This window comes from Pseudoalteromonas sp. HL-AS1, from assembly GCF_031198785.1.
Lineage (GTDB): Bacteria > Pseudomonadota > Gammaproteobacteria > Enterobacterales > Alteromonadaceae > Pseudoalteromonas > Pseudoalteromonas distincta.
On the sequence record NZ_CP133569.1, the window covers coordinates 1,410,982 to 1,437,769 of the forward strand.

General features: G+C 39.0%; 26 protein-coding genes. 16 read left to right on the top strand and 10 right to left on the bottom strand.

Annotated features, from left to right (window positions below):
• The first annotated feature begins 76 nt into the window (after positions 1 to 76).
• Positions 77 to 766 carry a DUF3334 family protein gene (locus RB214_RS06675; RefSeq protein ID WP_309168640.1) on the top strand — a complete coding sequence of 230 codons (690 nt, stop codon included), beginning with the start codon at positions 77 to 79 and terminating at the stop codon, positions 764 to 766.
• Between the two features lie 84 nt (positions 767 to 850).
• Here RB214_RS06675 and RB214_RS06680 read toward each other — a convergent pair whose 3' ends face one another.
• From RB214_RS06680 to RB214_RS06695, 4 genes are all read right to left on the bottom strand, one after another.
• Positions 851 to 1,240: a hypothetical protein gene (locus RB214_RS06680; RefSeq protein WP_290193325.1), complete on the bottom strand. Its 390-nt coding sequence runs from the start codon at positions 1,238 to 1,240 to the stop codon at positions 851 to 853.
• Positions 1,233 to 2,114 carry a hypothetical protein gene (locus RB214_RS06685; protein WP_309168641.1) on the bottom strand — a complete coding sequence of 294 codons (882 nt, stop codon included), beginning with the start codon at positions 2,112 to 2,114 and terminating at the stop codon, positions 1,233 to 1,235. Before RB214_RS06685 ends, RB214_RS06680 begins: the two co-directional genes overlap by 8 nt.
• 69 nt (positions 2,115 to 2,183) lie before the next feature.
• Positions 2,184 to 2,681, bottom strand: coding sequence for a M48 family metallopeptidase (locus RB214_RS06690; RefSeq protein ID WP_182195991.1), 498 nt, complete (start codon positions 2,679 to 2,681; stop codon positions 2,184 to 2,186).
• A 24-nt stretch (positions 2,682 to 2,705) separates the two neighbouring features.
• Complete coding sequence (locus tag RB214_RS06695) at positions 2,706 to 3,554, bottom strand: DUF72 domain-containing protein (protein WP_309168642.1); 849 nt, start codon at positions 3,552 to 3,554, stop codon at positions 2,706 to 2,708.
• Between the two features lie 247 nt (positions 3,555 to 3,801).
• Here RB214_RS06695 and aspS point away from each other — a divergent pair, with 247 nt between their 5' ends.
• The 3 genes from aspS to RB214_RS06710 all read left to right on the top strand — a co-directional run bounded on the left by aspS (position 3,802) and on the right by RB214_RS06710 (position 6,439).
• Positions 3,802 to 5,580 (top strand): aspartate--tRNA ligase, encoded by a 1,779-nt coding sequence (gene aspS / locus RB214_RS06700; RefSeq protein WP_309168643.1) that lies wholly within the window; start codon positions 3,802 to 3,804, stop codon positions 5,578 to 5,580.
• A 65-nt stretch (positions 5,581 to 5,645) separates the two neighbouring features.
• Positions 5,646 to 5,828 (top strand): hypothetical protein, encoded by a 183-nt coding sequence (locus RB214_RS06705; protein ID WP_375144339.1) that lies wholly within the window; start codon positions 5,646 to 5,648, stop codon positions 5,826 to 5,828.
• A 14-nt stretch (positions 5,829 to 5,842) separates the two neighbouring features.
• Positions 5,843 to 6,439, top strand: a complete 597-nt coding sequence (locus tag RB214_RS06710) for a pentapeptide repeat-containing protein (protein ID WP_182738792.1) — start codon at positions 5,843 to 5,845, stop codon at positions 6,437 to 6,439.
• A gap of 57 nt (positions 6,440 to 6,496) precedes the next feature.
• On the opposite strand, the gene RB214_RS06715 is transcribed toward RB214_RS06710, so the two are convergent.
• A complete protein-coding gene (locus tag RB214_RS06715) occupies positions 6,497 to 6,820 on the bottom strand; it encodes a hypothetical protein (protein WP_002959968.1) in 324 nt (107 codons plus the stop codon).
• Positions 6,821 to 6,949: 129 nt separating this feature from the next.
• On the opposite strand from RB214_RS06715, the gene RB214_RS06720 reads away from it, so the two are divergent.
• Complete coding sequence (locus RB214_RS06720; protein ID WP_309168644.1) at positions 6,950 to 7,717, top strand: alpha/beta hydrolase; 768 nt, start codon at positions 6,950 to 6,952, stop codon at positions 7,715 to 7,717.
• 58 nt (positions 7,718 to 7,775) lie between these two features.
• Here RB214_RS06720 and RB214_RS06725 read toward each other — a convergent pair whose 3' ends face one another.
• Positions 7,776 to 8,969 (bottom strand): bifunctional alpha/beta hydrolase/OsmC family protein, encoded by a 1,194-nt coding sequence (locus tag RB214_RS06725; RefSeq protein ID WP_309168645.1) that lies wholly within the window; start codon positions 8,967 to 8,969, stop codon positions 7,776 to 7,778.
• Positions 8,970 to 9,236: 267 nt separating this feature from the next.
• Here RB214_RS06725 and RB214_RS06730 point away from each other — a divergent pair, with 267 nt between their 5' ends.
• The gene (locus tag RB214_RS06730; RefSeq protein ID WP_008172584.1) at positions 9,237 to 10,076 is read left to right on the top strand and encodes an isopenicillin N synthase family oxygenase; all 840 of its coding nucleotides are present in this window, start codon (positions 9,237 to 9,239) and stop codon (positions 10,074 to 10,076) included.
• A gap of 200 nt (positions 10,077 to 10,276) precedes the next feature.
• The gene (locus RB214_RS06735; RefSeq protein ID WP_149605143.1) at positions 10,277 to 11,671 is read left to right on the top strand and encodes a DEAD/DEAH box helicase; all 1,395 of its coding nucleotides are present in this window, start codon (positions 10,277 to 10,279) and stop codon (positions 11,669 to 11,671) included.
• A 137-nt stretch (positions 11,672 to 11,808) separates the two neighbouring features.
• Here the strand turns inward: RB214_RS06735 and RB214_RS06740 are convergent, their stop codons facing one another.
• Positions 11,809 to 12,552, bottom strand: a complete 744-nt coding sequence (locus RB214_RS06740; protein WP_309168646.1) for a DUF3307 domain-containing protein — start codon at positions 12,550 to 12,552, stop codon at positions 11,809 to 11,811.
• Positions 12,552 to 13,175: a hypothetical protein gene (locus tag RB214_RS06745; RefSeq protein ID WP_309168647.1), complete on the bottom strand. Its 624-nt coding sequence runs from the start codon at positions 13,173 to 13,175 to the stop codon at positions 12,552 to 12,554. Before RB214_RS06745 ends, RB214_RS06740 begins: the two co-directional genes overlap by 1 nt.
• 150 nt (positions 13,176 to 13,325) lie before the next feature.
• Between RB214_RS06745 and RB214_RS06750 the strand changes: the two genes are divergently transcribed.
• From RB214_RS06750 to RB214_RS06785, 8 genes are all read left to right on the top strand, one after another.
• Positions 13,326 to 13,829, top strand: a complete 504-nt coding sequence (locus RB214_RS06750) for an NYN domain-containing protein (RefSeq protein WP_002962844.1) — start codon at positions 13,326 to 13,328, stop codon at positions 13,827 to 13,829.
• Between the two features lie 174 nt (positions 13,830 to 14,003).
• Positions 14,004 to 14,924: an NAD(+) diphosphatase gene (nudC, locus tag RB214_RS06755; RefSeq protein ID WP_309168648.1), complete on the top strand. Its 921-nt coding sequence runs from the start codon at positions 14,004 to 14,006 to the stop codon at positions 14,922 to 14,924.
• A 9-nt stretch (positions 14,925 to 14,933) separates the two neighbouring features.
• Entirely contained in the window at positions 14,934 to 16,115 is a 1,182-nt protein-coding gene (locus RB214_RS06760; RefSeq protein ID WP_309168649.1) for a cystathionine beta-lyase, read from the top strand.
• Between the two features lie 143 nt (positions 16,116 to 16,258).
• Positions 16,259 to 17,086, top strand: a complete 828-nt coding sequence (locus RB214_RS06765; protein WP_309168650.1) for an ABC transporter permease subunit — start codon at positions 16,259 to 16,261, stop codon at positions 17,084 to 17,086.
• Complete coding sequence (locus tag RB214_RS06770; protein ID WP_007377980.1) at positions 17,083 to 17,991, top strand: ABC transporter ATP-binding protein; 909 nt, start codon at positions 17,083 to 17,085, stop codon at positions 17,989 to 17,991. Before RB214_RS06765 ends, RB214_RS06770 begins: the two co-directional genes overlap by 4 nt.
• A complete protein-coding gene (locus tag RB214_RS06775; protein WP_007377979.1) occupies positions 17,991 to 18,365 on the top strand; it encodes a PH domain-containing protein in 375 nt (124 codons plus the stop codon). The genes RB214_RS06770 and RB214_RS06775 overlap by 1 nt, the downstream gene beginning before the upstream one ends.
• Before the next feature lie 199 nt (positions 18,366 to 18,564).
• On the top strand, positions 18,565 to 19,359 hold the full coding sequence (locus RB214_RS06780) for a putative porin (RefSeq protein WP_002962833.1): 795 nt from the start codon (positions 18,565 to 18,567) through the stop codon (positions 19,357 to 19,359).
• Between the two features lie 661 nt (positions 19,360 to 20,020).
• Positions 20,021 to 20,824, top strand: a complete 804-nt coding sequence (locus RB214_RS06785) for a putative porin (RefSeq protein WP_309168651.1) — start codon at positions 20,021 to 20,023, stop codon at positions 20,822 to 20,824.
• A gap of 67 nt (positions 20,825 to 20,891) precedes the next feature.
• Here the strand turns inward: RB214_RS06785 and RB214_RS06790 are convergent, their stop codons facing one another.
• Positions 20,892 to 22,739, bottom strand: a complete 1,848-nt coding sequence (locus tag RB214_RS06790; RefSeq protein WP_309168652.1) for a M2 family metallopeptidase — start codon at positions 22,737 to 22,739, stop codon at positions 20,892 to 20,894.
• Between the two features lie 167 nt (positions 22,740 to 22,906).
• On the opposite strand from RB214_RS06790, the gene RB214_RS06795 reads away from it, so the two are divergent.
• Positions 22,907 to 25,183 carry an acyl-CoA dehydrogenase gene (locus RB214_RS06795; protein ID WP_309168653.1) on the top strand — a complete coding sequence of 759 codons (2,277 nt, stop codon included), beginning with the start codon at positions 22,907 to 22,909 and terminating at the stop codon, positions 25,181 to 25,183.
• A 236-nt stretch (positions 25,184 to 25,419) separates the two neighbouring features.
• On the opposite strand, the gene RB214_RS06800 is transcribed toward RB214_RS06795, so the two are convergent.
• Positions 25,420 to 26,691, bottom strand: a complete 1,272-nt coding sequence (locus RB214_RS06800; RefSeq protein WP_309167444.1) for an IS4 family transposase — start codon at positions 26,689 to 26,691, stop codon at positions 25,420 to 25,422.
• Positions 26,692 to 26,788 lie beyond the last annotated feature (97 nt).

The window sequence follows — 26,788 nt, forward strand, 5'->3', positions numbered from 1 at the left end:
TTTATACTGGATAGTCAGTGATAAATTCAGTAGCTTGACTAGAATTATGAATAATAAGTACAAAAGAGAAGATTAAATGAGCAAAAGTAAGGTCATCAGCACAGACGATATATTAGCAACCCTTTGTCATTCAGTGACAGGTGTACTCACATCAGCCAGCGGTAATGGTATTAGCTACTCAGCCATGGTGCAAAAAATAACACGTACATGTATGCGACCAGATATTGGTTGCTTTGTTTTATTTGACGGCGGTTTTACAGGGCTCGTAATTACCAACTTTACTTCGCAAGCGGCGATGGAAATTTATGGCGATTACATGCGTAACATGGGAATGCCAGAAGATGAAATAGCGCATAGCTATTTATCAGACGACGTATCAAACGTACTAGGCGAGTTGATGAATCAAATTGTTGGCGACTTTACGTCTAAAGTGCGTGAGCAATTACATACTTCAATTACACAAAACCAGCCAAAAATGATGGCAATAAACAAGCAAGTGCAAATATCGGTAGATACCACAATGGATCGCCCGCAAGCTCGCCGCGTAACATTCACCACAAGTAAGCAAAATATTTTCTACTTGGAATTAGCAATGGATAAAACAGAGTTCATTAAATTACACGACTTTGATATTGCAGAAGCACTCGACCCAGATGACATAATTGAAAACGAAGCGAAAAAGAAAGCTGAAAAAGAAAGCGCAAAGGCTAAAGAAGTTGTGCAAGACGACGCAGATGACGATTTTATGGCAGGCTTAGGGCTTTAAGATTAAACTTTTTAAGTTGAATGAAATGATGGAATAGAAAAGCGCGATTTTATATTACGCTTTTCTATATAATAAATTACATGGTCATCTTCGAGTTAAATCATTCATTAATGTGGATACGGGGATGTAATAAAGGATGGAAAATCCGTACCAAGCGAGTTGAGCCCAATATACGGTGTCACTAATAGCTTCTAAAAAGTTAAGTCCAATATAGAGAGTTAATGATAAAAACGAAAAAATGAAAATTTGCACTTGTTTGGTACTGAACTTATCTCTGTTTTTATTTTTATCTGGTACATCAAATGTTTTTGCTAGCAACTGTCCCCACAGTATTGATGTTGCTAAAGAAAAATCTGAAAGTTTAATAAAACCAATAAAATCGCCTTGTAGTACTTTGAGTAATAAAAGGACAAGAAATGGTAAAGCTATAAATAAAGCTTCCTTTTTTGCACTCTCATAATTTATTTTACTCATCACTTAAATCCAATTCAGTTTGTTTCACCTTTTCTTGCGGTATCACTCGTACAACTTTAATAATTTTACATTCTATAGAGGTTGTATGTCGGTGTTTATTGACTTTCTTAGTGGTTTTAATATCAGCTAAAAGACCATCGCCTGGCCACAGTTGTGCATCTTTGTCATGATTTTTCCAGCTTTCAAACCAAACCTCATCAGACATTTTAGCCGAAAATTTTCTAAATTTTCTGCTATTACTTTCTAAATCCCAATTTAGACCAAATACATAAGACGGACGTCGAATAATTACAACCTCTCGACATGGGAAAGTCATTTCTACGTTTTCGAACATCTGGGATGCCGGCCGAGGACAAGAGAACTCATCACTAATATCAACAAACTTCTTTTTCTTCCCAAATTGTGCTTTATCTTCTTCGGAGAGTAGGTTCAATGCGTTATTTATTTTGTGCAGGGCTTCAGCAATTTCGTATAAGTTGATATTTGATTCACAAGTGAATTCATCTAGATCAACTTTATCAGCGGTTATTTGAGAATAAATTTTCTCTGCGAATAATCTAACATCAGATTCAGAGTCAATCTTTTTAGTTATTGCAATTTCTTCTTCAAGGCCTCGATAAATTGCATCGCAGATAGATTTGAAGTTGACACCCCTAACTTTATCAATAACTTTATGTTTGATATCGGCAATTATAGACCCTTTCCTTGTTTCTGAAAGTGCAGAACTAAACTCTATTTTTGTACCAAAGCCAAGCAATATAGACGAGTGTAGTTTATCAAAACCTTCAACGAGTAAACCCATAGAGTTGAATACTCTTTCGGGATTACTTACGTTGCGAGCAAAATCTATTCTAAGAGAGTAACTAGGAGACATTAGGTAATTCCTTTTTAATGTGTGACTTATACTACTCAATCGATAGATATTTGTCACAGCCAAAATCAGTTAATTATATGGATTCTCTCCCATTGCGACGACCACACAAAAAATTCTTAAATCTAATTCTAGCTGGTGGTAACTCGGCTCCATATGGCAGCAAAGTTGATAAAAGCCTTTGTTGTGATCTTTTTCTTTAAAGTGGGCGAGTTCGTGTACTACTAATGCTTTTAATAATGGCTCCGGAGCGCGCAGTAAGTCGCTGTTTATCGCTAAATCGTGCTTACGGGTTTTACCTTGCATGCGGTAAGTATGTGTACCGAGTGCGTTGGTGACCATATCGCCTTGCTTTTTAAATGCTGCGCGCCCAAACGGCGGTGCGTTTTTTAAATACTGTTTTTTAAGCTCGGTTGCGTAGCTATAAAGTAGTTTATCGCTAGTAATGGTATGTGCTTGCGGATACTTTTTAAGTAAGTAGTCACATACCTTGTTGTTATCTATAAGGCTTAATACTTGCTCAACAATGTTAGCTGGGTAGCCGGTAAAGTAACGTGCGTATTCACTCATTATTGTTTCTCTGTCGTTTTACTTTTAAAAAAGTGCTTGCTGGTGGGCTTCTTTTTCGCCAGTAAATGGGTTTAATACTTTGTGATCATAACCAAGGTCTTTGCAAAACTGCCTTGCTAATAATGGCGCTTCTCGGTTATCTGCCGTATGAAAAAACACATAAGGAGTTTTTCCTTCATCAAGCCATTGTTTTACTTTACTTAGCCACGGTTTATAAAAGGGTTTATAGTCGTTTTGTAAATCGGCTATTACAAAGCGCGCCATAGGCTCTGAGCCAGTAGCTATTGCATGTACCGGTAAGTGGGGCTTTTTTTGCTGTGTATCTATTAGCGCTTCGGTTGTTGGTTTTACCGCAAATAGGGCGCGAGTATCCATCGATATACGATTTATGTTGTTTGCCATTAATAATTGGTTAAGCGCTATTTCGGCTTCACCCTTTTGAAAAAACGCAGTATGACGTACCTCTACACCGTAATTAACCTCTTTTGGTAACAGGCTAATAAATTGGGCGAGTTTGGGTAAGTCACCAAGGCCAAATGCTTTAGGTAATTGCAGCATGATTTGCCCGGTTTTTTCTAAAATAGGGGAGAACAAGTTAAGCCAATCAGTAAGCTCGGTTTGAACATTAGTAAGATGCAGCTCGTGGCTAAAGCGACGATTAAACTTAAACGTAAATTTAAAATCGTCGGGTACGCTGTTTGCCCAGCGCAATACGGTGCTTGGCGATGGGTCAGCGTAAAAGCTGGTATTGCCTTCAACTGAGTTAAAATGCTGGGCGTATTGGTTAAGCATATCGGCGTTTTTACATTGGCTTGAAAATAAATTGCCTTTCCATGCGTTGCTCGACCACTGAGGGCATCCAATATATAACATACAAACTAGCGCCTTATTATAAAGTGGCGATAGTGTAGCAAATAACAAAACGAGCTGCTGTAAATTCAGGGGCAAAAGCGGCACACGCCCTAGCATCTTAATGTTAGTTGAGTATAATGCAGGGCTTAATTTGATTATTTTTAGATTGCTAGCGGCTTTATTTGTATTGTGGTGACCTGTTTTTTAAATCACACGCCTTAAAACAAATAAATATAACCGTTTAAGCCTTTTATCTGACAGGAAAACTATGCGCTCTATATATTGCGGACAGCTAAATAAAACTCACGTAGATCAAGAAGTTGAACTATGTGGCTGGATCAACAAACGACGTGACCTTGGTGGACTTATCTTTGTCGATTTACGCGATAGAGAAGGTTTAGTACAAGTTGTATTCGACTCTGACATTGAAGAGTTAATGAGTTCAGCTAACACACTTCGCCAAGAATTTTGTGTTCAGCTAAAGGGTACTGTACGTGCACGCCCTGATAGCCAAGTAAATAAAGATATGGCAACAGGTGAAATTGAAGTTTTAGGTACTGAGCTTACAATTATTAACCGCTCTGAACCGCTTCCACTTGATTTTAACCAAGTAAACTCAGAAGAGCGTCGTTTAAAATACCGTTACTTAGACCTACGTCGTCTAGAAATGAGTGACCGTATTAAATTACGTGCTAAAGCAAGCAGCTTTGTTCGTCGCTTTTTAGATGAAAACGGCTTTTTAGACATCGAAACACCTGTACTTACTAAAGCAACGCCAGAAGGCGCACGCGATTACTTAGTGCCAAGCCGCGTTCATAAAGGTAGTTTTTACGCTTTACCACAGTCTCCACAGTTATTTAAGCAATTGTTGATGATGTCGGGTTTTGACCGTTACTACCAAATTGTTAAATGTTTCCGTGATGAAGATTTACGTGCCGATCGCCAACCAGAATTTACCCAAATAGATATAGAGACCTCGTTCATGAGCTCTGATCAAGTACGTGGTATGACTGAAAAAATGATCCGCGAGATGTGGCAAACATTGCTAAACATTGATTTAGGCGATTTTCCAATCATGCCTTACAGCGAGGCAATGAGTCTTTACGGTTCTGATAAGCCAGATTTACGTAACCCAATGAAATTAGTTGATGTTGCAGATTTAGTTAAAGACGTAGAGTTTAATGTTTTCTCAGGTCCAGCTAACGACGAAAAAGGTCGTGTTGCTGTATTAACTGTACCGGGTGGCGCTAAGCTTTCTCGTAAACAACTTGACGATTACACTAAGTTTATTGGTATTTACGGCGCTAAAGGTATGGCGTGGATGAAAGTAAATGACCACACTGCAGGCGCTGAAGGTGTTCAATCACCAGTGGCTAAGTTTTTAAGCGAAGACGTAATTACTAAATTACTTGAGCGTACTAATGCTCAGTCTGGCGATATCATTTTATTCGGTGCCGATAAGCGCAACACAGTAAATGAAGCAATGGGCGCACTGCGCGTTAAGATTGGTGTTGACTTAGAAATCACTAACCTTAATAGTTGGGCACCACTTTGGGTTGTAGACTTCCCAATGTTTGAAGAAGATGACGAGGGCACATTACATGCTGTGCATCATCCATTCACTGCACCAAAAGATATTACTGCAAGTGAGCTTGAAGCAAATCCAGCTGCGGCTATTTCAGATGCCTACGACATGGTATTGAACGGCTACGAAGTGGGTGGCGGTTCGGTACGTATTCATAATGCAGATATGCAAGAAACTGCATTTAGAATTTTAGGTATTAACGAGCAAGAGCAACAAGACAAGTTTGGTTTTTTACTTGATGCACTTAAATACGGTACACCACCACATGCAGGTTTAGCATTTGGTCTTGACCGTTTAGCAATGCTTTTATGTGGTACCGATAACATTCGTGACGTTATTGCTTTCCCTAAAACAACACAAGCGTCGTGTTTATTAACCAACGCACCAAGCAAACCTAACCTTGATTCGTTAGCTGAGCTTGCAATTAGTGTTGTTGAAAAAGCGATACCTAGCGAAGAGTAATTTTTGTTTAGCTTATTGAGCTAAATTTAAAAACCCTTAAGTTATATGCTTAAGGTTTTTTTATTGTGCTGAGTATTCCTATTTTTGCTGTAATTAGCTACAAAATAGGTAAGCGTAAAAGTACTATGCCTGGGGTTTTAGCTTTTGTGGGTGGCTGTTTAGCGCTATTTCCACTATTTGCTTTGATTTTTATTGCAGTGCTTGCGCTTAAAAAAGATTTACCTAAAAATAGCGTCTATGCCCATTAAAAACTAGGATAATAGTGTCAATTTCAAATAATAATCACTACTTCGACGAGCAATTTAATGCTTTGCAGCACGAAGAGCAACTAACTGAAAATTCTGAGTTTGAAGAGTGCACATTTACCGATTGCGACTTTTCAGGCGGGCAGTTTAAAAATTGCCGATTTATACAGTGCAACTTTAAAAACTGTAATTTATCGTCACTTAAATGGAACTACAGCTCGCTTGAAGATGTAAGTTTTAGCCACTGTAAATTAAATAGTCTGCAATGGACTGACGTAGATTGGCCAGCGCTTAGTATTAACGCACCGGTGAGTTTTAATTATTGCGAGCTCAGTAATAGTTCTTTTTTTGAATTAACCCTCAAAGCCCTCAAACTAACACACTGCTTTGCCAAAAATGTTGATTTTAGACATGCAGATTTAAGCGGTAGTGAATTTACAGGAACAGATTTTCGCGATAGTGAGTTTTTTCAAACTAACTTAACAAAATGTGATTTTGTAGGTGCTACAGCATTTAATATAGATTTGAATAATAATATTTTAGCGAATGCTAAGTTTGATCGCTTCGAAGCACTTAATTTACTTACCAGCCTTAATATAGAGCTTTGTGATTAACTGAACACCTAGAAGCGGCAGCTTGGCTGGGCTTCTAGATACTGCGTGACTGCGTAATTAACGGCTAGGGCCATTTTTATTACGTGCACTGGCTAGTTGTCTTGCGATTTCTAATAACGCTGGTGAAATATCTTCAGCGCCATCTTTAATTAGTTTTGTAACGTCACCTGATGAAAACAAACCGTCACGTGGTGATTTAATACCTAACTCACGAACAAAATCCTTCGTTTTACCTGTGCTGCCTGTTTCAATAAACTTAAAAATAATACGTTCATTGTTGTTTTTAGCAGGGGTTTTTAGTGTTTCGATTTCGTCATGTATTGCCGTTAGTTTGTCTTCTAAAATTTCTATACGTTCTTGAATGCTATTGTATGATTTCATTTATTGGATCTTTTACTAAATATATTTAAACAATGGCGGCCATTATCGCATAGTTTGACAATAGAGAATGCAAACCTATAAAGTAAAAGTTATTTTTAATTAAAAACAATAAGTTATATAAGTTTGAACATGCAAAAAATACTTAAAAAGCTTTTTATGTTAAGTGCACTAGCTCTAAGTACATCAGCAATAAGTACATCAGTAATAGGCGCAACAAGCTATGTAAACGATGGCGTTATAACTGATAAAAACCGTAATCGCACTATCCCTATCAATATCACACTACCAAGTCGCAATGCTGAGTGTACTGAACAAGTAAAATGCCCTGTAGCGTTCATTAACGCAGGTTATGGGATTAGCCATAAGAAGTATACGTTTACCAGTAATGCGTTTAATCAGCGTGGATATTTAACAATAGCAGTTGCACATGAATTAGAAACCGACCCTGATCTTAATCGTGAGCAGCCTTACTTAACCTCTCGCATGGAAAACTGGCACCGTGGCGTAGTAACGCTTAAGTTTTTAGTTAATGAGCTATCGAGTAAATATCCAGCGTACGATTTTACAAAACTCACCTTATTTGGGCATTCAAACGGCGGGGATATTTCCGCATTATATGGCTCTATTTATCCAAACGAAGTTAGCACTATTATTACGCTCGATCATCGCCGCATGTTAATCCCGCGCAATAAAAACATTCGCGTACTCACTCTACGCGGTAGTGATTACCTAGCTGATGCGAATGTGTTGTTAAATGATTTAGAGCTGGATAAGTTTCCTGTTAAGCAAATACTCATAGAAAAGTCGCGCCATAACGATATGTACGATGGCGGGCCAAAATGGCTGGTGGATAGAATGAGTAAAGAAGTAGAGGGGTTTTTAGATAGTAAAAATTAGGTTTATAAAAGTTAAATCATAGCGCAGTGTGATCTGCGCTATATCAATTTTATGGTAGTTACTCTACCAGTTCACTTACAATAACTGGGTTATTATGTAGTGTTTTATGCACTGGGCATTTGTCGGCTATTTCGAGTAAACGCAGGCGTTGTGGCTCTGTTAAGTCGCCACGTAAGGTGATTTTACGGGTAATAGCTTCAAGGTTACCTGTTTGCTCACAATCCTGGTTGTAATCGCGAGTGTGATCAAGCTCTACTTTTACATGCTCCAGTGGTAAGTTTTTACGTGTAGCGTACATACGCAGTGTCATTGCCGTACAGGCACCAAGCCCCGCTAATAAATGATGATACGGATCAGGACCTAAGTTTTTACCGCCTACTTTTATTGGCTCATCTGCAAGCCAAGTATGATCTTTGGTGCTTACGTGCTGAGTAAATACATGGTCTTTTTCTTCAACGAGTACATTGCCACCCGTTAAACTTGCCGTGTATTTAGTTTTGTCGTATTTAACATATCGGTTTGCCCACGTTGCAATTATTTGTGCTGCGTAGTCGGCATCGTTTTTATTTGTTAAAAGGTGATCGGCGTTATCTAGACTAATAAAGCTTTTAGGGTGTTTAGCTGATGCATAAATTTTTTCAGCTTCACTAATATTTACCGTCGCATCAATAGGGGAGTGCATTACTAATAGTGCGCGCTTAAGCTTACTAATGTGGCTTTTATCGTACTTGGCTATATCGTCTATAAACTGTTTTTTAATGGTAAATTCGCGACCAGCTAAGCTTACTTTAGCTTCACCTGCTGCGTTAATTTCATCAAGGTGAGCTGCAAAGTTATGCGCTACGTGCTGCGCATCTGACGGTGCCCCAATGGTTGTAATAGCCGATACTTCAGGAATATGCTCCGCAGCAGCAAGAACGGCTGCCCCGCCTAAACTGTGACCAATGAGTAGTTGCGGCGGAGCAAAATGCTCACGTAAATGATTTGCCGCAGATACTAAATCTTGAATGTTTGATGAAAAGTTACTGTTAGCAAAATCGCCATCACTATTACCTAAACCGGTAAAGTCGAAACGCAGTACGGCGATACCTTGTTGTGTGAGTGCACGGCTAATTCGTGTAGCTGCTGCAATGTCTTTACCGCATGTAAAGCAGTGTGCAAATAGCGCGTAAAACTTAACGTCACCAGAGGGAAGTTCAAGTTGGCCGGCAAGTTCTAAATCGCCGCTTTTAAAAGATACTTTTTGTCGCATGGGGAGCCTTATTTACACAAATAAAATATATTCTAATAATAGACCAGAGATAGTTACTAAACCTTGCAAATTCAACGTTTTTTTATAAGTTGATCTTGATCAAGCAATGTGACGGTGACCATGTCTTGAGGACATATGTCCTTATGTTTTTGAGGTCATTTGTCTATCCTCGCATAGCGCTATAATGAAGGCTTTGCTACTTTATATAAGTAATTTAGCACTATTAAAAGCAACTCACTTCACACAACCTATTCACTGGAACGTACAATGCAATTACCTACTGTTGATTATAAAGCTCCCGATGCGGCTGCACAATTTGTTGAATCGTTAAGAAATACTGGATTTGGCGTTTTAAAAAACCACCCAATCCCACAGTCTTTAGTTGAGTCTATTTACAAAAATTGGCAAGACTTTTTTAACTCAGAGCAAAAGCACGACTTTTTATTCTCTAAAGAAACTCAAGACGGTTACTTTCCGCCTTCAGTATCAGAAGTAGCGAAAGGCTTTACAATAAAAGACATTAAAGAGTACTTTCATGTGTACCCTAAAGGTCGCGTTCCTGCCCAGCTTGAAGCTGATGTACGTGAATACTACCGTTTAGCAAGTGAATTTGCTGGCACATTATTAAGCTGGGTTCAGGCTGAAGCACCAGCTGATGTGCGTGCTAAGTTTTCAATTGATTTAAAAGACATGATTGCCGATTCTGAGCAAACATTGTTACGTATCCTACATTATCCACCAATGACGGGTGATGAAGAGCCTGGTGCTATTCGCGCAGCAGCCCATGGCGATATTAATTTATTAACTGTATTACCAGCTTCTAATGAGCCTGGTTTACAAGTTCAAAAAACAGATGGCGGTTGGTTAGACGTGCCATGTGATTTTGGCAGCTTAATTATTAATATCGGCGACATGCTACAAGAAGCGTCGGGCGGGTATTTCCCATCGACAATTCACCGTGTAATTAACCCAACGGGTAAAGCATCTACTAAATCGCGTATTTCATTACCGTTATTTTTACACCCGCATCCAGATGTTGTGCTTTCAGAGCGCTACACGGCAGATAGCTACTTGCAAGAACGTTTGCGTGAGTTAGGTGTTAAGTAACTCTAATACTTAGAGTTATTAAGTATAAACAAAAAACGGCCTATGGCCGTTTTTTGCATTTTTAAGCAACTTAATCACAGGTTTAATTTTAATAAACTATGCTCAATTGCCTGCAACGTAAATAATGGCATGCATTCTTAGCTACTACAGGTATAATGCGCGCAACTGGCTAATGTAGCCTTATTTAAAAGAGAGTTTATATGAGTTTTGAAGGTTTAGGTTTATCACAGTCTTTGGTTAATGCGGTTTTAGAAAAGGGCTATGAAACGCCAACGCCGATTCAGGCTCAAGCAATTCCTGCAATTATTGAACGCCGTGACGTTATGGCAGCAGCGCAAACAGGTACAGGTAAAACAGCGGGTTTTACATTACCACTTATTGAGCGCTTGTCGTCGGGCCCTAAAGCTAAAAGTAACCACGTACGTGCACTTATTTTAACGCCTACACGTGAACTTGCTTTGCAAGTAAGCGAAAACGTTGAAGAGTACGCTAAGCATTCTGATGTGAGTTCATTTGTAGTTTACGGTGGCGTTAAAATTAACCCACAAATGCAGCGTCTTCGTAAAGGTGTTGATATTTTAGTAGCAACGCCGGGTCGTTTAATCGACTTACATAATCAAAATGCAGTTAAATTTGATAGCGTTGAAGTGCTTGTACTCGATGAAGCTGACCGCATGTTAGACATGGGCTTTATTCACGATATTAAACGCTTAATTGCTAAAATGCCTGCTAAACGTCAAAACTTGATGTTTTCGGCTACATTTTCAGATGAAATTCGTGCATTAGCAAAAGGGTTAATTAATGACCCAGTTGAAATTTCAGTTGCAGCAAAAAATACCACTGCAAAAAGTGTTACTCAGTGCGTTTACGCGGTAGATAAAACACGTAAAACAGCATTGCTAAGCCACTTAATTCGCACTAACGATTGGCAACAAGTATTAGTGTTTAGCCGTACAAAGCACGGTGCTAACCGCTTAGTTAAACAACTTGAACGCGATGACATTGTAGGCGCGGCCATCCATGGTAATAAATCACAAGGCGCACGTGTTAAAGCACTTGATGGTTTTAAAAGTGGTGAAGTACGCGTACTAGTAGCAACAGACATTGTTGCACGTGGTTTAGACATTGTTGAATTACCGCATGTTGTTAACTACGACTTACCAAATGTATATGAAGATTACGTTCACCGTATTGGCCGTACAGGCCGTGCTGGTGCGTCGGGTCATGCGATTTCGTTTGTAACGGTTGATGATGCTGTTGATTTATACGGTATTGAACGCTTTATTGGTGAGCTTATTCCACGTGCTGAAGAAGACGGTTTTGAGCCTATTAACCCAGTAGCTGAGCGCGCATTAGATGCTCGCCCACTGCCGGCTAAAAAGCCTAAGAAAAAGCAGCCTTTTAATAAGCCTAAATCTGATAGCAGCAAGCCTAACAGTAAAAAGCCAAATAATGGTGGTAATGGTACCGGCCCACGCCGTGGTGGTTCTAAAAAGCCAGCAGCTAAAACAGATGATAACGCGCAAAACCCATGGGCAAAGCGTGAATCTGTTGGCGGTAATGGCCAACGCCGTCGTCGCACAAATAACGATTAATCATTGTTAATGATTATATTGGCGTTTAATTAATTTAGAACTTGATTAAAGGTTGATACAAAAAACGCGCTCTCTTCTTTTGAATAAATAGAAGCAGCGCGTTTTTTATTGTCTGTAATTTGTACTTACTGTATTGCCTACCTGATTAAATAGTTAATACCCAAGCCGACAAATAAAGTAACACTTACGCTAAGTAATGTGCCTAGCATGACGTACTCGGTAAGTTTTTTATCTTTACTTGCACTTAAATCGCCAAACCTAAATACCGACTTTGCCGCAAGTAAAAAGCCAAGCCCTGCAAATTGGTCAAGCAATATAAAGCTCAGCATAAGTACGCGTTCCAACATACCTATGCTTTGCCCTGCAAGTGGTAAGCTACCAGTACTTGAAAAGTTACTTGTTAAACGCTCTAACATCATTCTTATAAATACGGCGCTGGGACTTAAAATAATTAAATAACCGCATACCACCCACAGTATTTTGGGATCAGTGAGCATATTATTAATTGCAGCCATAAAGCTATTGTTATCAGTTAGCCAAATACTGAGCGCAATAATAACGAGTATGTGCGCTATTTGATCTAGTAAAAAAGGCACCACGCCTTTATTAGAATACGATTTAGCTATATCAATAAAGTAATGGCTCAGCATAATGCTCGCCGTGGCAATTAAAACACTGCTTAGTTGCTGCCACCCGAATGTGTATTCCCACAAGGTAATAATGAGTGCACTTGTTACACCATGCACTAGTACATGAAAATAAAGCTTACTGGCTTTAAAGTGACGGGTATTTCTGTCGTTTACCCAACTCATAGGTTGCCAGTAAAAATCAGCGAGTAAGTGGCCAATAATAAGCGCGACCAGTAAAAGTGAAAACGCCATTATTCACCTCCTTTAATTATATTTTTTATAACGTGTTGCGTGTGCTTAATAAAGCGTTCTATAAGTTGGTAGTGCGCTAAATTGAGTAGTTTGGTTACGTTTTCGCGACTTGTTTTAAGCTCTTTAGCCAGTGCCGCGTGGCTGTTGTCTGGTGATGTTAAATAGACATACAGGGCATTTGCTTGTTTTTGTGTGATTTTAGTGAGCAATACGTCGGCAAAGGCTAAATTAAGATTTAAGCTTTCATCGAGCTGCTGCTCGTTAATATTAAAAACAAAGCGTTGATTGCCTATTTTATCAAGGCCTTGCCCCGAAAGAGTAAAAGCAGAACCGGTTGCTGTTTTTATATCGCTGCGTGGGTTATCTATTTGCCCAAGTGCCAAGCTTTGTCGTAGTTCATAACCTGACGATTTAAGGTGTAAATATATAAGTATGGCATTTTTAAAAAGGAGCTGAGGATTATTAACTTGTAACTGAAAGGCATCGCCTCGGTATATATTCCAAAGGGTTTGCTCACCCGAAATGTTTCGCAAACTTTGCTCTAGTTGATAAAGCATGGCATCGTATTGCTGCTTAGGGATTGTTTGCGATTTAATAATATCGCCGCTGATCACACCAATCATAAAAATCTCAAAATGGTTACTTTTTAATATGTAACCAATATTGGTTACATAAGGGTATGTAACTAATTTAGGTTACTTAAATATAAATTGCAAGGTACACTTATTTTATAACGTTACTTTTATTGCTATTAATCCTCACTAGGACACTAAATGACTTTACAAAACGAGCAGCAAAGCACGAAACCACGGGTCGGTATTTTTGTTGATGTGCAAAATATTTATTACACGTGCCGTGAGAGTTACGGGAAAAATTTTGACTACAATGCGTTTTGGCGAATGATGGAGGCGCAATACAATATTGAGTGTGCTTTTGCGTATGCTATTTATCGAGGAGATGAAAAGCAAAATCAGTTTCAAAATATTTTGCGTGCGATTGGTTTTGAGGTAAAGCTAAAGCCATTTATTCAACGCCGTGATGGAAGTGCTAAAGGCGATTGGGATGTAGGCATAACAATAGACATGTTAGAGCAGGGTAAAAATCTTGATAAAGTTATTTTGCTCTCTGGCGATGGTGACTTTGCTTTGTTACTTGGGCATTTAAAAAATCAATATAATGTACCGTGCGATGTATACGGTGCTGACAGGTTAACTGCTGAGGTATTAAAACAAAGCGCAGAGCAATTTCATTTAATTGATAATACTTTGCTACTTTAACAGCAATAAATAGTTAAAAAAGTGCAAGCTAAGTGCCTGCAACATGAGAGATTTTAATACAAAGCCGTAATAGATGAATTAAGCCTTATATAGGCTTTTTTTATTACTGTAATCAATTGGGTTTGCTAAATGATTATGGTAATTTTAAAGCATAACGAGTTACCAAGGACTTACATGCTTCATTACAGCAACATGCCACTAGATAGAGGCTCAAATTTTCGTAAAGACCCATCGTGGCTTAAAGCGCAAATGTCGGCGCAAAGTAAATGGGTTTTAGTTAAAAATAATCAAACCCTATTTATTAAAGATACCCCTAAAGTAAGCTATTTAACGTATCAACAAGTGGCACATTTAGATTTAACGAGTGCTATTTTTGTTGGTTTAAACAATGCTAAACATGGTGTGTTTGCATTGGATGTTTCTGATCTGGATGAAAGCGTACTTTCGCCTTTAATCGAGGGCGCTCAGTTTTTTGATATTCGCCAATATGGGCCTCAAGTAACCATTAAATATGCCTCAATAGCCGCCCTTGCGAGAGGGTTATGTTATTGGCATGCCACACACCGTTTTTGTGGGCGCTGCGGTAGTAAAAACCGTTCAGTGGAAGCCGGGCATTCTCGTGTATGTGAAAACGAAAACTGTAAGCATCCTACATTCCCGCGCACCGATCCTGCGGTAATTATGGTCGTTACTAAAGTCTTTGCTGACGGAGTAGAACGCTGTTTATTAGGTCGCCAAGCTGCGTGGCCCTCTGGTATGTATTCTTCGCTTGCTGGATTTGTAGACCCAGGGGAGACACTGGAACAAGCAGTTGCGCGTGAAGTTAAAGAAGAGGCAGGCATAGAAGTTGATAACGTACGTTATGTTGCATCTCAGCCATGGCCGTTCCCATCGTCCATTATGCTTGGGTTTTTTGCACAGGCGACATCTGAGCAAATTAACGTAGATAAAGAAGAACTAGACGATGCAAAATGGTTTAGTCGTGAAGACTTAGAGCAATTTGGTAATTGGCACGAAGAAGGCGAGCATTTAAAGCTGCCTAGAACCGATTCTATCTCTCGTTATTTAATTGAGCATTGGCGGACAAACCCTTAAGGATTAACAATGTCGAGTAAAAGTAATAAAAACACTCAGCTGGTATCATCAGGGCGAAAAAAAGCCTATACACATGGCGTAGTAAATCCCGTTGTACAGCGTGCATCTACCATTGTATTTGATACTGTAGCCGATTTAAAAGAAGCAGCTAAAACCCGTGGCGATAAAACGTTATTTTATGGGCGCCGAGGAACAACAACACACTTTGCGCTACAAGAAGCGATTACAGAACTTGAAGGCGGCGAAGGGTGTGCATTGTACCCTTGTGGCGCTGCGGCGATCAGCCAAGTATTTTTATCGTTTTTAAAAACCGGTGATCATATTTTAATGGTTGATAACGTGTACGAACCAACTCGCGATTTTTGCGATAAAATTTTAGTGGGGCTGGGCATTACAACAACCTATTACCCGCCAACCATTGGCGCAGGTATTGAAGATTACATTCAGCCAAATACTAAAGTGTTGTTTTTAGAATCTCCAGGCTCTATTACGATGGAAGTGCAAGATGTGCCCGGTATGGTAAAAGTAGCCAATGAGCACAACGTAATGACCATGCTTGATAATACCTACGGTAACGGTTTGCATTATCGCCCGTTAGAGCACGGTGTTGATATTAGTATTCAAGCTGCAACAAAGTATATTGTTGGCCATTCAGACGTGATGATGGGGGTGGCTGTTGCTAATAAAAAGTATTGGCCAACCTTGCGCGAAAACTCATACTTACTAGGGCAATGTACCAGTGCCGATGATGCGTATTTAGCACTTAGAGGCCTGCGTACAATGGGTGTGCGTTTAAATCAACATGAAAAAGCAGCAATAGAAGTAGCTAAATGGCTCGAGCAACATGAGCTTATTGATCATATTCGACACCCTGCATTTGAAAGCTGCCCAGGGCATGAGTTCTTTAAACGTGACTTTGATGGCAGTAATGGGTTGTTTTCATTTGTGATGAAAACCGGCAATCAAAAAGCGATTGATGCCTTTTTAGATAGCCTTGAGCATATCAAAATGGGCTTTTCATGGGGCGGTTTTGAAAGTTTAGTAACGGCTAATTTAACCATGAAAGGGCTGCGCTCAAATACAGGTTGGGATTTAGGGCCGGTTATTCGTTTGCACATTGGCCTTGAAGATGTAGAAGATTTAATTAGCGATTTAAGCCAAGCACTTGAGGTTTATAAGCAGCATTTATAATTTATATCGCAATTTATGCTGTTACATTTAAATGTATTGTTACAAAGCTCACCACAGGTGAGCTTTTTTTTGCTGGTAATTCAAGGTGTTTACACTTAGTGTGGATAAATACACAGAAAATAAAAAGTCATTAAGGATAGTCAATGGCAACACCATTACCGATAAACGTAGGGCGATTAACGCAAATAGCGGGATTTGAGCTTGTACGTATGTTTTTAACTAAACGTGGACTTATTGCATTAGCTGCCTTTGCATTGGTGTGGCTAATAATACTGCGCTACCCAATAGGGCAGGCAGTAGGCATTGTAAGTGCACCCGATTTTGAGCAAATAGCCCGTGATATATCAGGCTCCATTGGTTTAAGTAAGCTGCTTGATTGGCCTGAGGCCGAATTTGCTATGTACTGGTTAATAGCCTTATATAGCTTTCCCGTTTTTGGTTTATTTATTTGTAGCGACCAAACGGTAGGCGATAGAGAGCGCGGCACACTAAGGTTTTTATCACTGCGCTCCACTCGCTTTGAAATACTGTTTGGCCGTTTTTTAGGGCAGCTAGGAGTATTAGCATGTTTGGTGGGTATAACGCTTGTAGCTACACTCGCGGTATTGGGTTTTAGAGAGCCAAGTTTACTGGCTGGTGGTTTTGCCCGTGCGCTTTCTATATTTTTAATATTAGTGATTACTCTGTGCCCATTTGTAGCACTAATGACGTTAATTAATACCTTTGCTCGCTCATCACGTTTATCTATTGTATTGGCAATTTTATATTTTGCAGCAGGCGGTATTGTAGTTGGTTTATTGCAATGGCAAATACCCGCATTAGGCCTGCTTGATTATTTATTTCCGGGTGTGCAAATAGAGCTATTAGCGGGGCAAAATTTACCATTATTGAGCGCTGTGGCTATTCCCCTTGTGCAAACAGCGGTATTACTAAGCGTTGCTCAACGTATTTTTGCAAGGAGCTCACTATGAGACCATTAATTACAGCTAGCGGTTTGAGTAAATCGTATGGTGCAAAACTTGCGCTTAATAATGTGGACTTTGAAATTAACAAAGGCGCGCCAGTGGCACTTGTTGGGCCAAATGGTGCGGGTAAAACTACCTTATTTAGTTTGTTGTGCGGCTATATTGCGCCAAGTAAAGGCAGCCTTGAAATATTAGGGCATAAACCTGGTAGCGCTGCTTTATTTAATAAAGTAAGTGCATTACCGCAAGACGCGCAGCTTGACCCTCGTTTTAATATAGATAAGCAACTCGCCTTTTATGCAAAGCTGCAAGGTATGGGTGCTAAGCAAAGTCAAACTGAGGCGCTACGTGTACTTGATTTAGTTGGCTTAAAAGAAATTGCAAAGCAGCGTGCGGGGGATTTATCGCACGGTATGCGCAAGCGCGTTACGATAGCGCAAGCACTTATTGGCGCACCACAAATTGTAATGCTTGATGAAGCAACCGCAGGGCTTGATCCGATTCATGCCAGAGAAGTACGTGAGCTGGTATCAGAATTAAGTGAACAGGCTACATTTATTTTAAGCTCTCACGATTTAACTGAGCTTGAGCGACTATGCTCACAGGTACTTCATTTAGATAAAGGCGTACTAAGCGAGCATCAAACAAAAACTAATAATACCGATAAACACTTTTATACATTAATGCTAAGCGAGGCTTATCAAAATGTTGAGCAACAGCTTCAAGCAATTGCAGGTGTGAGTCGTGTGTATATGAGCCAACATAAAGAGTATGTAGTTGAGTATCAGCCAACGAGCGATCCACTTGATATTGCACTACTGAATTTTTGTCATCAACAACACTGGCAGTACCGACAGTTAGTTAATGGTCACACATTAGAGAATCAAATATTTAAACAGGAGAAAGTATAATGGGTTTACTTAGCGGACTTATGGGTAATGCAAGCGAAGTTGACGATTCTGATTTAGAGAAAATCCTCGCCAATACATTAATTGACGGCGAGCAAGTAGAAAAAGCATATAAAGTAGTACGTGATATGTTTATTTTTACTAATAAGCGCTTAATCTTAATTGATAAGCAAGGTATGACCGGCTCTAAAATGGAAATGGTGAGTATTGCTTACTCTAAAATTACCAAGTTTAGTAAAGAAAGTGCAGGCCATTTTGACTTAGATGCCGAGCTAAAAATATGGGTTGGATCAGATCCAACACCAATTAGTAAAGAGTTTAAGTCTGGCGATAATATTAACGATGTTTATCGTATTATTAGCCAACACGCGCTTTAATACGGTACATGTTTTAAGTAGTTGTTGACTAGATGTTGCAACTACTTTAATTTTACAGTTTACAACACTTCCTTACAATTAACTTAATAAATACAAATGGTTAGTTAAGTTTTCATTCAGTTTCCTAACGTTAGCATGTGCCTCGACTTTAGCAATACAGCTAGAGCATAAAAAGCAATGTACATAGGGAAGTCTTACAATGAAAAAATTAGCAGTTATTATTTCGAGCATTTTATTATCTAGCACTGCGGCTGCTGCAGACAGCTATAATTCAATTAGTAACCTAAGCTACAAAAATAGCGATAACAACGACACCGTTGCTGTAGATTCTATTTACTACTTATCTCCTAAAAAAACTTTAGGTCCGTACGATCAGTTTGAATACATCAATAAACAAACTAACGTATATGGTGGCTATGCTGATGACGACTTTGGCGATTTAACATCAGTTGGTGGTGAATACTTCATTAATGAATTTGTTGTTGGCGCATCTTACGAAAACCTAGACCCAGATTCAGGTTCTAACAGTGAGCTTTATAAACTGACGGGTGGTTACTTTTTCAACCCTGATTTACTTGCAAAAGTAACACTAGTTGAAAACAAAGACGGCGACGATTACGCATTATTTGATTTAGCTTACAACTACATGCTAAACAGCACAGATTACGTAGGTGTTACACTTACATCAGACGACGATTTTGATTACCGTGCAGTTGCTGCTAAATACTTTATTGATTTACAGCAAGGTAACTACCTAACTTTTGAAGGTAAATACGAAAGCATTGATGACGCAGAAAACCAATGGGTAGCAGAAACTAACTACTACTTCTCAAAAGCAACATCTGTATTTGCTAACTACAACAAGCAAGACACTTACAGCTTTGGTGCTCAGCACTTCATCAATAAAAATATTGGTGTAAAGGTGGGTTACGAAAACAACGCTGATGATTCTGACAACGATGCGTACTTTGCTAACATGCGTTTCCAGTTTTAATTAAGTCCCGTACTTAGTTAATACAAAAGTAATATCAAAGGCCCGCTAAATTTAGCGGGCTTTGTTGTTTATAAACGTTTGATCTTTTAACTATAAACTTTTACTAACCATAATTACGGCTTTTATTATGCTCATCTAAATAACCCCTTTAAGTTATAAATCAAAATGCCATAAATGGCTAGATTGTTATTAAAGCCATTAAGTAGAGTCGATGATAATAGTTATAAAATAATGAGTATTGGAGTTTTTTGCTGGTAAATAATAGTTATTGGAAAAAACAGATAAAAATATGCACTTATACAAACCTATTTTTTATTATAAATTCAGAAATAATGAATTAATTATAGTCATTATTTTGAGAAATTAGAAAAATTTAGTGAGGGGAGGTTATATTGATGAGGTTTATCGAATAATTAAGTTGTGTTTAATTTAGCGACAACTTGTACCTTATTTGTTACTTTTTGAGTTTAAATGATGACAGACTATTGTTACGTAGATTTTGATGATACCTATTGTTTACATTTGCTTGTAATTATTTACATTTTCAGCGGTTTAAATTTGTCCTCTTATTCAGTTTTTGTTCATTTTTTGGCGTTAGGATGCGCCCCGACTTTGGCTAGACAGCTGAGGCATAAAAAGTAATATTTATAGGGAATTTAAAATGAAAAAATTAGCCGTTATCATTTCGAGCATTTTATTATCAAGCGCTGCAACCACTGCAATAGCTGCAGATACTTACCAATCAATCAGCCATGTAGGATACGTGGATGTAGATGGTGATGACACAGTAACTGTTGACTCAACTTATTATTTTTCTCCAAAAGCGACTTCAGGTCCTTACGATCAATTTGAATACATCAATAAGCAAACAAATGTTTATGGTGCATACAGTGATAATGATTTTGGAGATGTTACTAGCGTTGGCGGTGAGTATTTTGTAGAAGATTTTGTATTAGGTGCACAGTACAATAATTTCGATAGTGATTTTGGCTCAAGCACGGATGTAATTGAACTTTCAGCTGGTTATTTCTTTAACCCAAACCTTGTATTAAAAGCAACGTTTATTGATGTAGAAGATGCTGACAATCAGTTTGTGTTTGATTTGGCATATAACCACCAGTTAAACAGCACTGATTATATTGGCTTTACAGTAACAGCAGATGATGAGTTTGATTACCGTGCAGTAGCAGCTAAGTACTTTGTTGATTTACAGCAAGGTAACTACTTGACTGTTGAAGGTAAATTTGAAGATGTTGATGGCGGTTCAAGTAACTGGGAATTAGCATCTAACTACTATTTCAGCAAAGCAACATCGGTTTTTGTTACAGTTAATAAAAATGATGATTACACTCTTGGTGCTCAACACTTCTTCAACAACAATGTTGGTTTAGAAGCAGGTTACGGCAATAACTGGGATGATTCTGATTATGATGCTTACTTTGCAAATGTAAGCTTACAGTTCTAATTTAACTAAAAATTAGAATATGAACAAAAAGCCCGTTCATTTGAGCGGGCTTTTTATTCAGCGCTATTTACCAGCCGCAGTTGCGGCCTTCATTTTGTTTATCTAAATATGTTTGTAATGGTGCAAAGTAATCGAGCATTGCTGTTGCATCCATTTGCGGCTTACCTGTCACAGTTTCAAGCGCCTCTTGCCAAGGGCGAGACGAACCCATTTCAAGCATAGCGTTTAGCTTATCCCCTGCTTCTTTTGAATTATAAATAGAGCAGCGATGAATGGCTTTATCGTTACCGGCAATTTCACATAAGCTACGATGAAACTCAAATTGTAAAATATGCGCTAAAAAGTAACGTGTATAAGGCGTGTTACCCGGAACGTGGTACTTAGCACCCGGATCAAAGTCGTTTTCGCTACGTGCGATAGGAGCTTGCACTCCTTGGTATTTTTCACGTAATTCCCACCAAGCTTTATTGTAGTTATCTGGGGTTACTTCACCTGAAAATACCTGCCAACGCCACTGATCAACCATTAAGCTAAACGGTACAAAGGCTACTTTATCAAGTGCCATTTTCATCAACAAACCGATATCTTTAGATTCGTCAGGTACTTGTTCAAGTAAGCCGATTTCTTTTAAGTAACCCGGTGTAACCGATAAGGCAATGGTGTCTCCAATGGCTTCATGAAAACCATCGTTTGCACTTTCTTGATAAAATAAAGGTTGTTTATTATAAGCGCGTTGATAAAAGTTATGACCTAATTCATGGTGAATGACTGAAAACTCTTCGCCTGTGCGCTGAATACACATTTTAATGCGTAAATCGTCTTTACTATCGATATTCCATGCTGATGCATGACACTGCACATCTCTGTCTTTTGGTTTTACAAACAATGAACGCTCGTAAAATGTCTCTGGTAGTGCGTCAAAACCCATTGATGTAAAAAAGTTTTCTGCCCCTTTGACCATTTTAAGTTCGTCGTAATTATTTTGAGCTAATAACTCGGTTACGTCGTAACCCGGATCGGCGTTATCTGGTGCAACTACATCGTAAATATTACCCCATGCTTGCGCCCACATATTACCAAGTAAGTGCGCTGGTATTGGCTGATCTTGAGGTACTTTGTCGGTGCCGTACTTTTCACCTAACTTTGCGCGAACATGGCAGTGTAGCGAGTTATACAGTGGTTTAACTTGGCCCCAAATACGGTCAAGCTCAGTGGTGAAGTCATCAGCAGGCATATCGTATTTACTGCGCCACATAGCGCCCGTATCGGCATAACCAAGCTCCTTTGCACCTTCGTTGGTAAGTGCTACTTGTTGCTCGTAAAGTGGGCGCATGGGTTTTGATATTTCACGCCAGCCTTGCCATAAATCAAGTAGTTCGTTGTAATCTCGGCTGGTGGCCATTTTTGAGGTCATGTCGCCAAGGCTCAAACAGCTGCCATCTTCTTTACAGTATTTACCTTTACCATATAGCCCGCCAAGCTCTGCGACAATTTGTGAAAGCTTCGCTGTTTTATCAGCGTCTTGTGGGGCAGGAAGTGTAAGTGCTAGTTTTAGTTTATCAAGCTTACGGCGAGCATCGTAATCAAGCTCTAGTTCGTCGTATTTTGCAGCTTCATTTGCTAAACGCACGACTGTTTCGGTCATTTTACGGTTAACTTCAGCCGATAGAGCAAATGTATCGTGAGTAATAAAGTTTGCGTAAATCCACTCTGCACGGCTCGATTCTAAATAAAGTGCACTCAGTTCTTTTTCTGTGTTTGTTATAAATGTATTTGCATCTTTAGCTGTTACAGCTTTTTTAGTGTGTGGTGAATCGGTAGTGTCGATAGATACTTGTGCATCGCAGGCCGTTAAAGCAAGAGTACTTGCTACCATTAAGGCGCTCATACTTAGTTTAAATCGAAAGGGGATCATGCTATTCCTTTAATTTATTGTTATTAAAACGTTGATAATAGCAGTGATGTTTAAAACAATAAAATGAATGCGTTAAGGCTTACGACTCGTCGTGCAATGATTGTATTTAAATTAAGATGGGTCATAATTAAGTTACTATTTTCATTCAATGTGTAAGGAATGTGCGCATGTTAATATTTATAATATTGCTGGTCGTGGTGGTGGTTATTTTTGCGGTTAAAGATATTCGCCTAAACTTGATTAGTCGTCCTACGTTTAAAATGTTCAAAAAGGTGCTTCCGCCATTATCGCAAACAGAGCGAGAGGCGATGGAAGCAGGTGATGTTTGGTGGGATGGTGAGTTATTTAGTGGTAACCCAGACTGGCAAAAACTGCACCACTTTCCAAAACCAGAGCTTAGCGATAAAGAAAACGCATTTATGGCTAACCAAGTAGAAACCTTATTGGCGATGCTTGATGATTATCAAATTGTACAAAAAGACAAAGACTTACCAAAAGAAGTGTGGGATTACCTAAAAACAGAAGGTTTTTTTGCGCTGATCATTCCTGAAAAATTTGGCGGTCGTGAGTTCTCGGCAATTGCTAATTCAACGATAGTGTCAAAAATTTCGACTAAAAGCTTAACAGCCGCAGTCACTGTTATGGTGCCTAATAGCTTAGGTCCGGGCGAGTTACTTCTTCATTATGGTACTAAAGAGCAGCAAGATCGTTGGCTGCCAAGTTTAGCTGATGGTACAGATGTTCCTTGTTTTGCACTAACGGGTCCAGAGGCGGGCTCTGATGCTGGCAGCATTCCTGATTCAGGCGTTGTGTGTATGGGTGAGCACAATGGCGAGCAAGTAATGGGCCTGCGTTTAAATTGGTCAAAACGTTACATTACGCTTGCACCCGTGGCTACTGTACTCGGCTTAGCATTTAAAATGTATGATCCAGACGCTTTATTAGGTGATAAAAAAGAGCTAGGTATAACGTGTGCGCTTATACCAACCGATCATCCGGGTGTTGAAACGGGTGAGCGTCATTATCCGCTTAATATGGCCTTTATGAATGGTACCACTTACGGTAAAGATGTATTTATACCACTGGACTGGATCATTGGTGGTCAAGAGTGTGCAGGGCGTGGCTGGAGAATGCTTGTTGAGTGTTTAAGTGCAGGGCGTGGAATATCACTACCAGCATTAAGTGCAGCAACTGGGCATTTAGCTTCAAAAATGACATCGGCATATGCCATGGTACGCCAGCAGTTTGGTGTATCTATAGGGCAATTTGAAGGCGTGCAAGAGGCACTTGCGCGTATTGGTGGTTTAACTTACACACTTGAGTCGTGTAGATTAATGACCGCAGGTGCGATTGATTTAAAATTAAGTCCATCGGTTGTAACAGCGATTGCTAAATACCATATGACTGAAATGGGTCGTACGGTAGTGAATGATGCAATGGATATTCATTCAGGTAAAGGAATTCAAGTAGGGCCTAATAACTATTTGGCGCATGGATATATGGGGATTCCAGTATCAATTACAGTAGAAGGCGCGAATATTCTAACGCGTAATTTAATGATATTTGGGCAAGGTGCAACACGCTGCCACCCATTTGTTTTAAAAGAAATGGAAGCCGCTGCAATGGAAGATGACGACGCAGCACTTGAAAAATTTGATGGTTTATTAATGAACCATATACTATTTGCAGCAAGTAATGCAGGCATGGCATTTGTGCATGGCTTAACACGTAGCTACTTTGCGAAAGCGCCTGTAGGTGGTGAAACGGCTATTTATTATAAACAACTGAGTAGAATGAGCCGAGGCTTAGCTATTTGTACAGACGTTGCAATGTTAATGCTTGGCGGTGAGCTTAAACGTAAAGAAATGATATCAGCGCGTTTGGGTGATGTATTGAGTCATTTGTACTTAGCATCAACTGTTTTAAAACGTTATGAAGATGAAGGGCGCCAACAAGCTGATTTACCATTTGTAAAATATGCAATTGAGAACTCATTATTTGAAATTGGCCAAGCGTTTAATGGCTTCTTTAAAAACTTTTCAAACCCGGTTGTTAATTTTATCCTTAAACGTATCGTGTTCCCGCTGGGAAACCATTACCACAGACCAAGTGATGAAATAGCACAAAGTATTTGCGAGCGTATGACTCAACCTGGTGTATTTAGAAACCGCTTAACGCATTTATGTTATGTAGATGAAAATGCAGGTACTGGGGTCATGGAAAGCGCATTTTTAGCTATGCATGATATGCAAGCGCAGTTTAAAGACTTAAAACAATGGCAGCGTAAGGGCAGTGTGCCTGCAACGCTTGATATTGAAGGTGCTATAAATTTTGCGCTTGAAAATAAGTTGTTAGAGCAAACGGATGCTGATGCAATGCATCATGCTAATAAGCTACGTAAGAAAGCCATTGCAGTTGATAACTTTCAACCTGGTGAGCTGTAGCGCAGTACTTTAAATACTAGGGCGTGTTGACCCTTCGTGGTTGAATTTGCAGCAGGCTGTTTGGTTTTTAGGCAAGGCAGAGCCTATGTAGTGTGGTTATTCCCCATAAATCGGCGATAACGCAGCATAAATGCCAAACATGCGCTGCCCTTTGGGTTCTTTCTAGGGACGATTAACTCTTTGTTGCCTACATGGATGTCATAGGTAGGTACTTAAGAAAAACATTAAGTACAGCCTTAAAAATTTGGCTCTACCCCATACTGAAATACTCCTGTTTTTCGATCGCGTTTGGGGTGTGCCCTAGCTGCATTTTTCCTCAGAAAGTCAAATGCTCCATTAACTGCATTTAACAATCCTTTCCTATGCTTCCTAATAATCGCTGTTAATATGGCAATCCACCAAACACCCGTTGTTTTTGCTACTGTCATTGTAGACATTTCAGTTTTAAATATCTTTTCAATACAGCCAGTTAAAAATCTTTTAAGCGTGGTTACTATTAAACTTACATAAATTAGCGCCTCTTGTAAGGTTGCGTTTGATGTTTGAAAGCCGCGTAAATTATTATAAGACTTACACTCCTTAAAAAGTAATTCAACCTGCCAGCGTAACCTATATAATTTGCCTATTTCAGTCGCTGTAAATTCATCAATAGATAAATTAGTGACTAAAAATGTATATTGTTTTTCTTTTTTTGACCAATACCCAACGACTCTTGTTAGCTTGTTTTTTATGCTAACATTCATATCAATAAGATCATTTTTAGGTAATTCGGGAAGCAATTCACATAACTTTGGGGAATGACTTCCTGTTAATTCCTGTCCATTTTGCTTAAAAGCATTATGTACTCTGACTGCTTTTAATCCCTTCGCTCTTAATACGTAAAATCCTCCTGCTTTATCTAATTCATGAATATAACTACCTGAATAATATCCTCTATCAGCAAGTAACAACTGTCCTTTCAACTCTTTAAATGTTGGAAGTTCTTCACGTTCAGAGTAACTGTCTGGTGTTATACCTGCTTTTTCAAAGCAACCTTGTGTTAAATTTAAAGTAGCATGCAATTCAATGGCTGCTGGACACGTATTTGAAAATCGCCCAGGAAAAACATCTTTTAAAGAACGATGAAGCATAATAGAGCTACCGTCCTGAATTAAAATATTCTCAAACTTGAACAAATCTTTTTTAGTGTACTTAAGCGCATCATTTATCCAACAATTAAAAACTCTATTTGTTACCTCTCGCATTAGTTCAGCTAGTTCAGGTTTAACTAACTGGTTATGAAAAGGCTTATACTTAATAGACTGCCCTGTTAGCTGGTTATAAACTCTTAATATTTCGGATAAATAGATCGTTTTTTTATCCCCAAGCGCAGCAACAAGACTAACAACCATATGAAATGCGGTAATATTTCTTTCTCTTTTAGTAAATGCTACTTGTTTACCAAGTCGGTTCAGTTTTTTTTCACTTAGGATACTTTTTAACTTATTAATAAAAATGTTAGCATTCATTTGAAGCTCTTTTCTTGATTCTGTGGTTTGTGTGGTAACAACCATTTGATCATGAATTGAGCTTCAACTCAATTTCTTAAGATCTTACCTATGACAT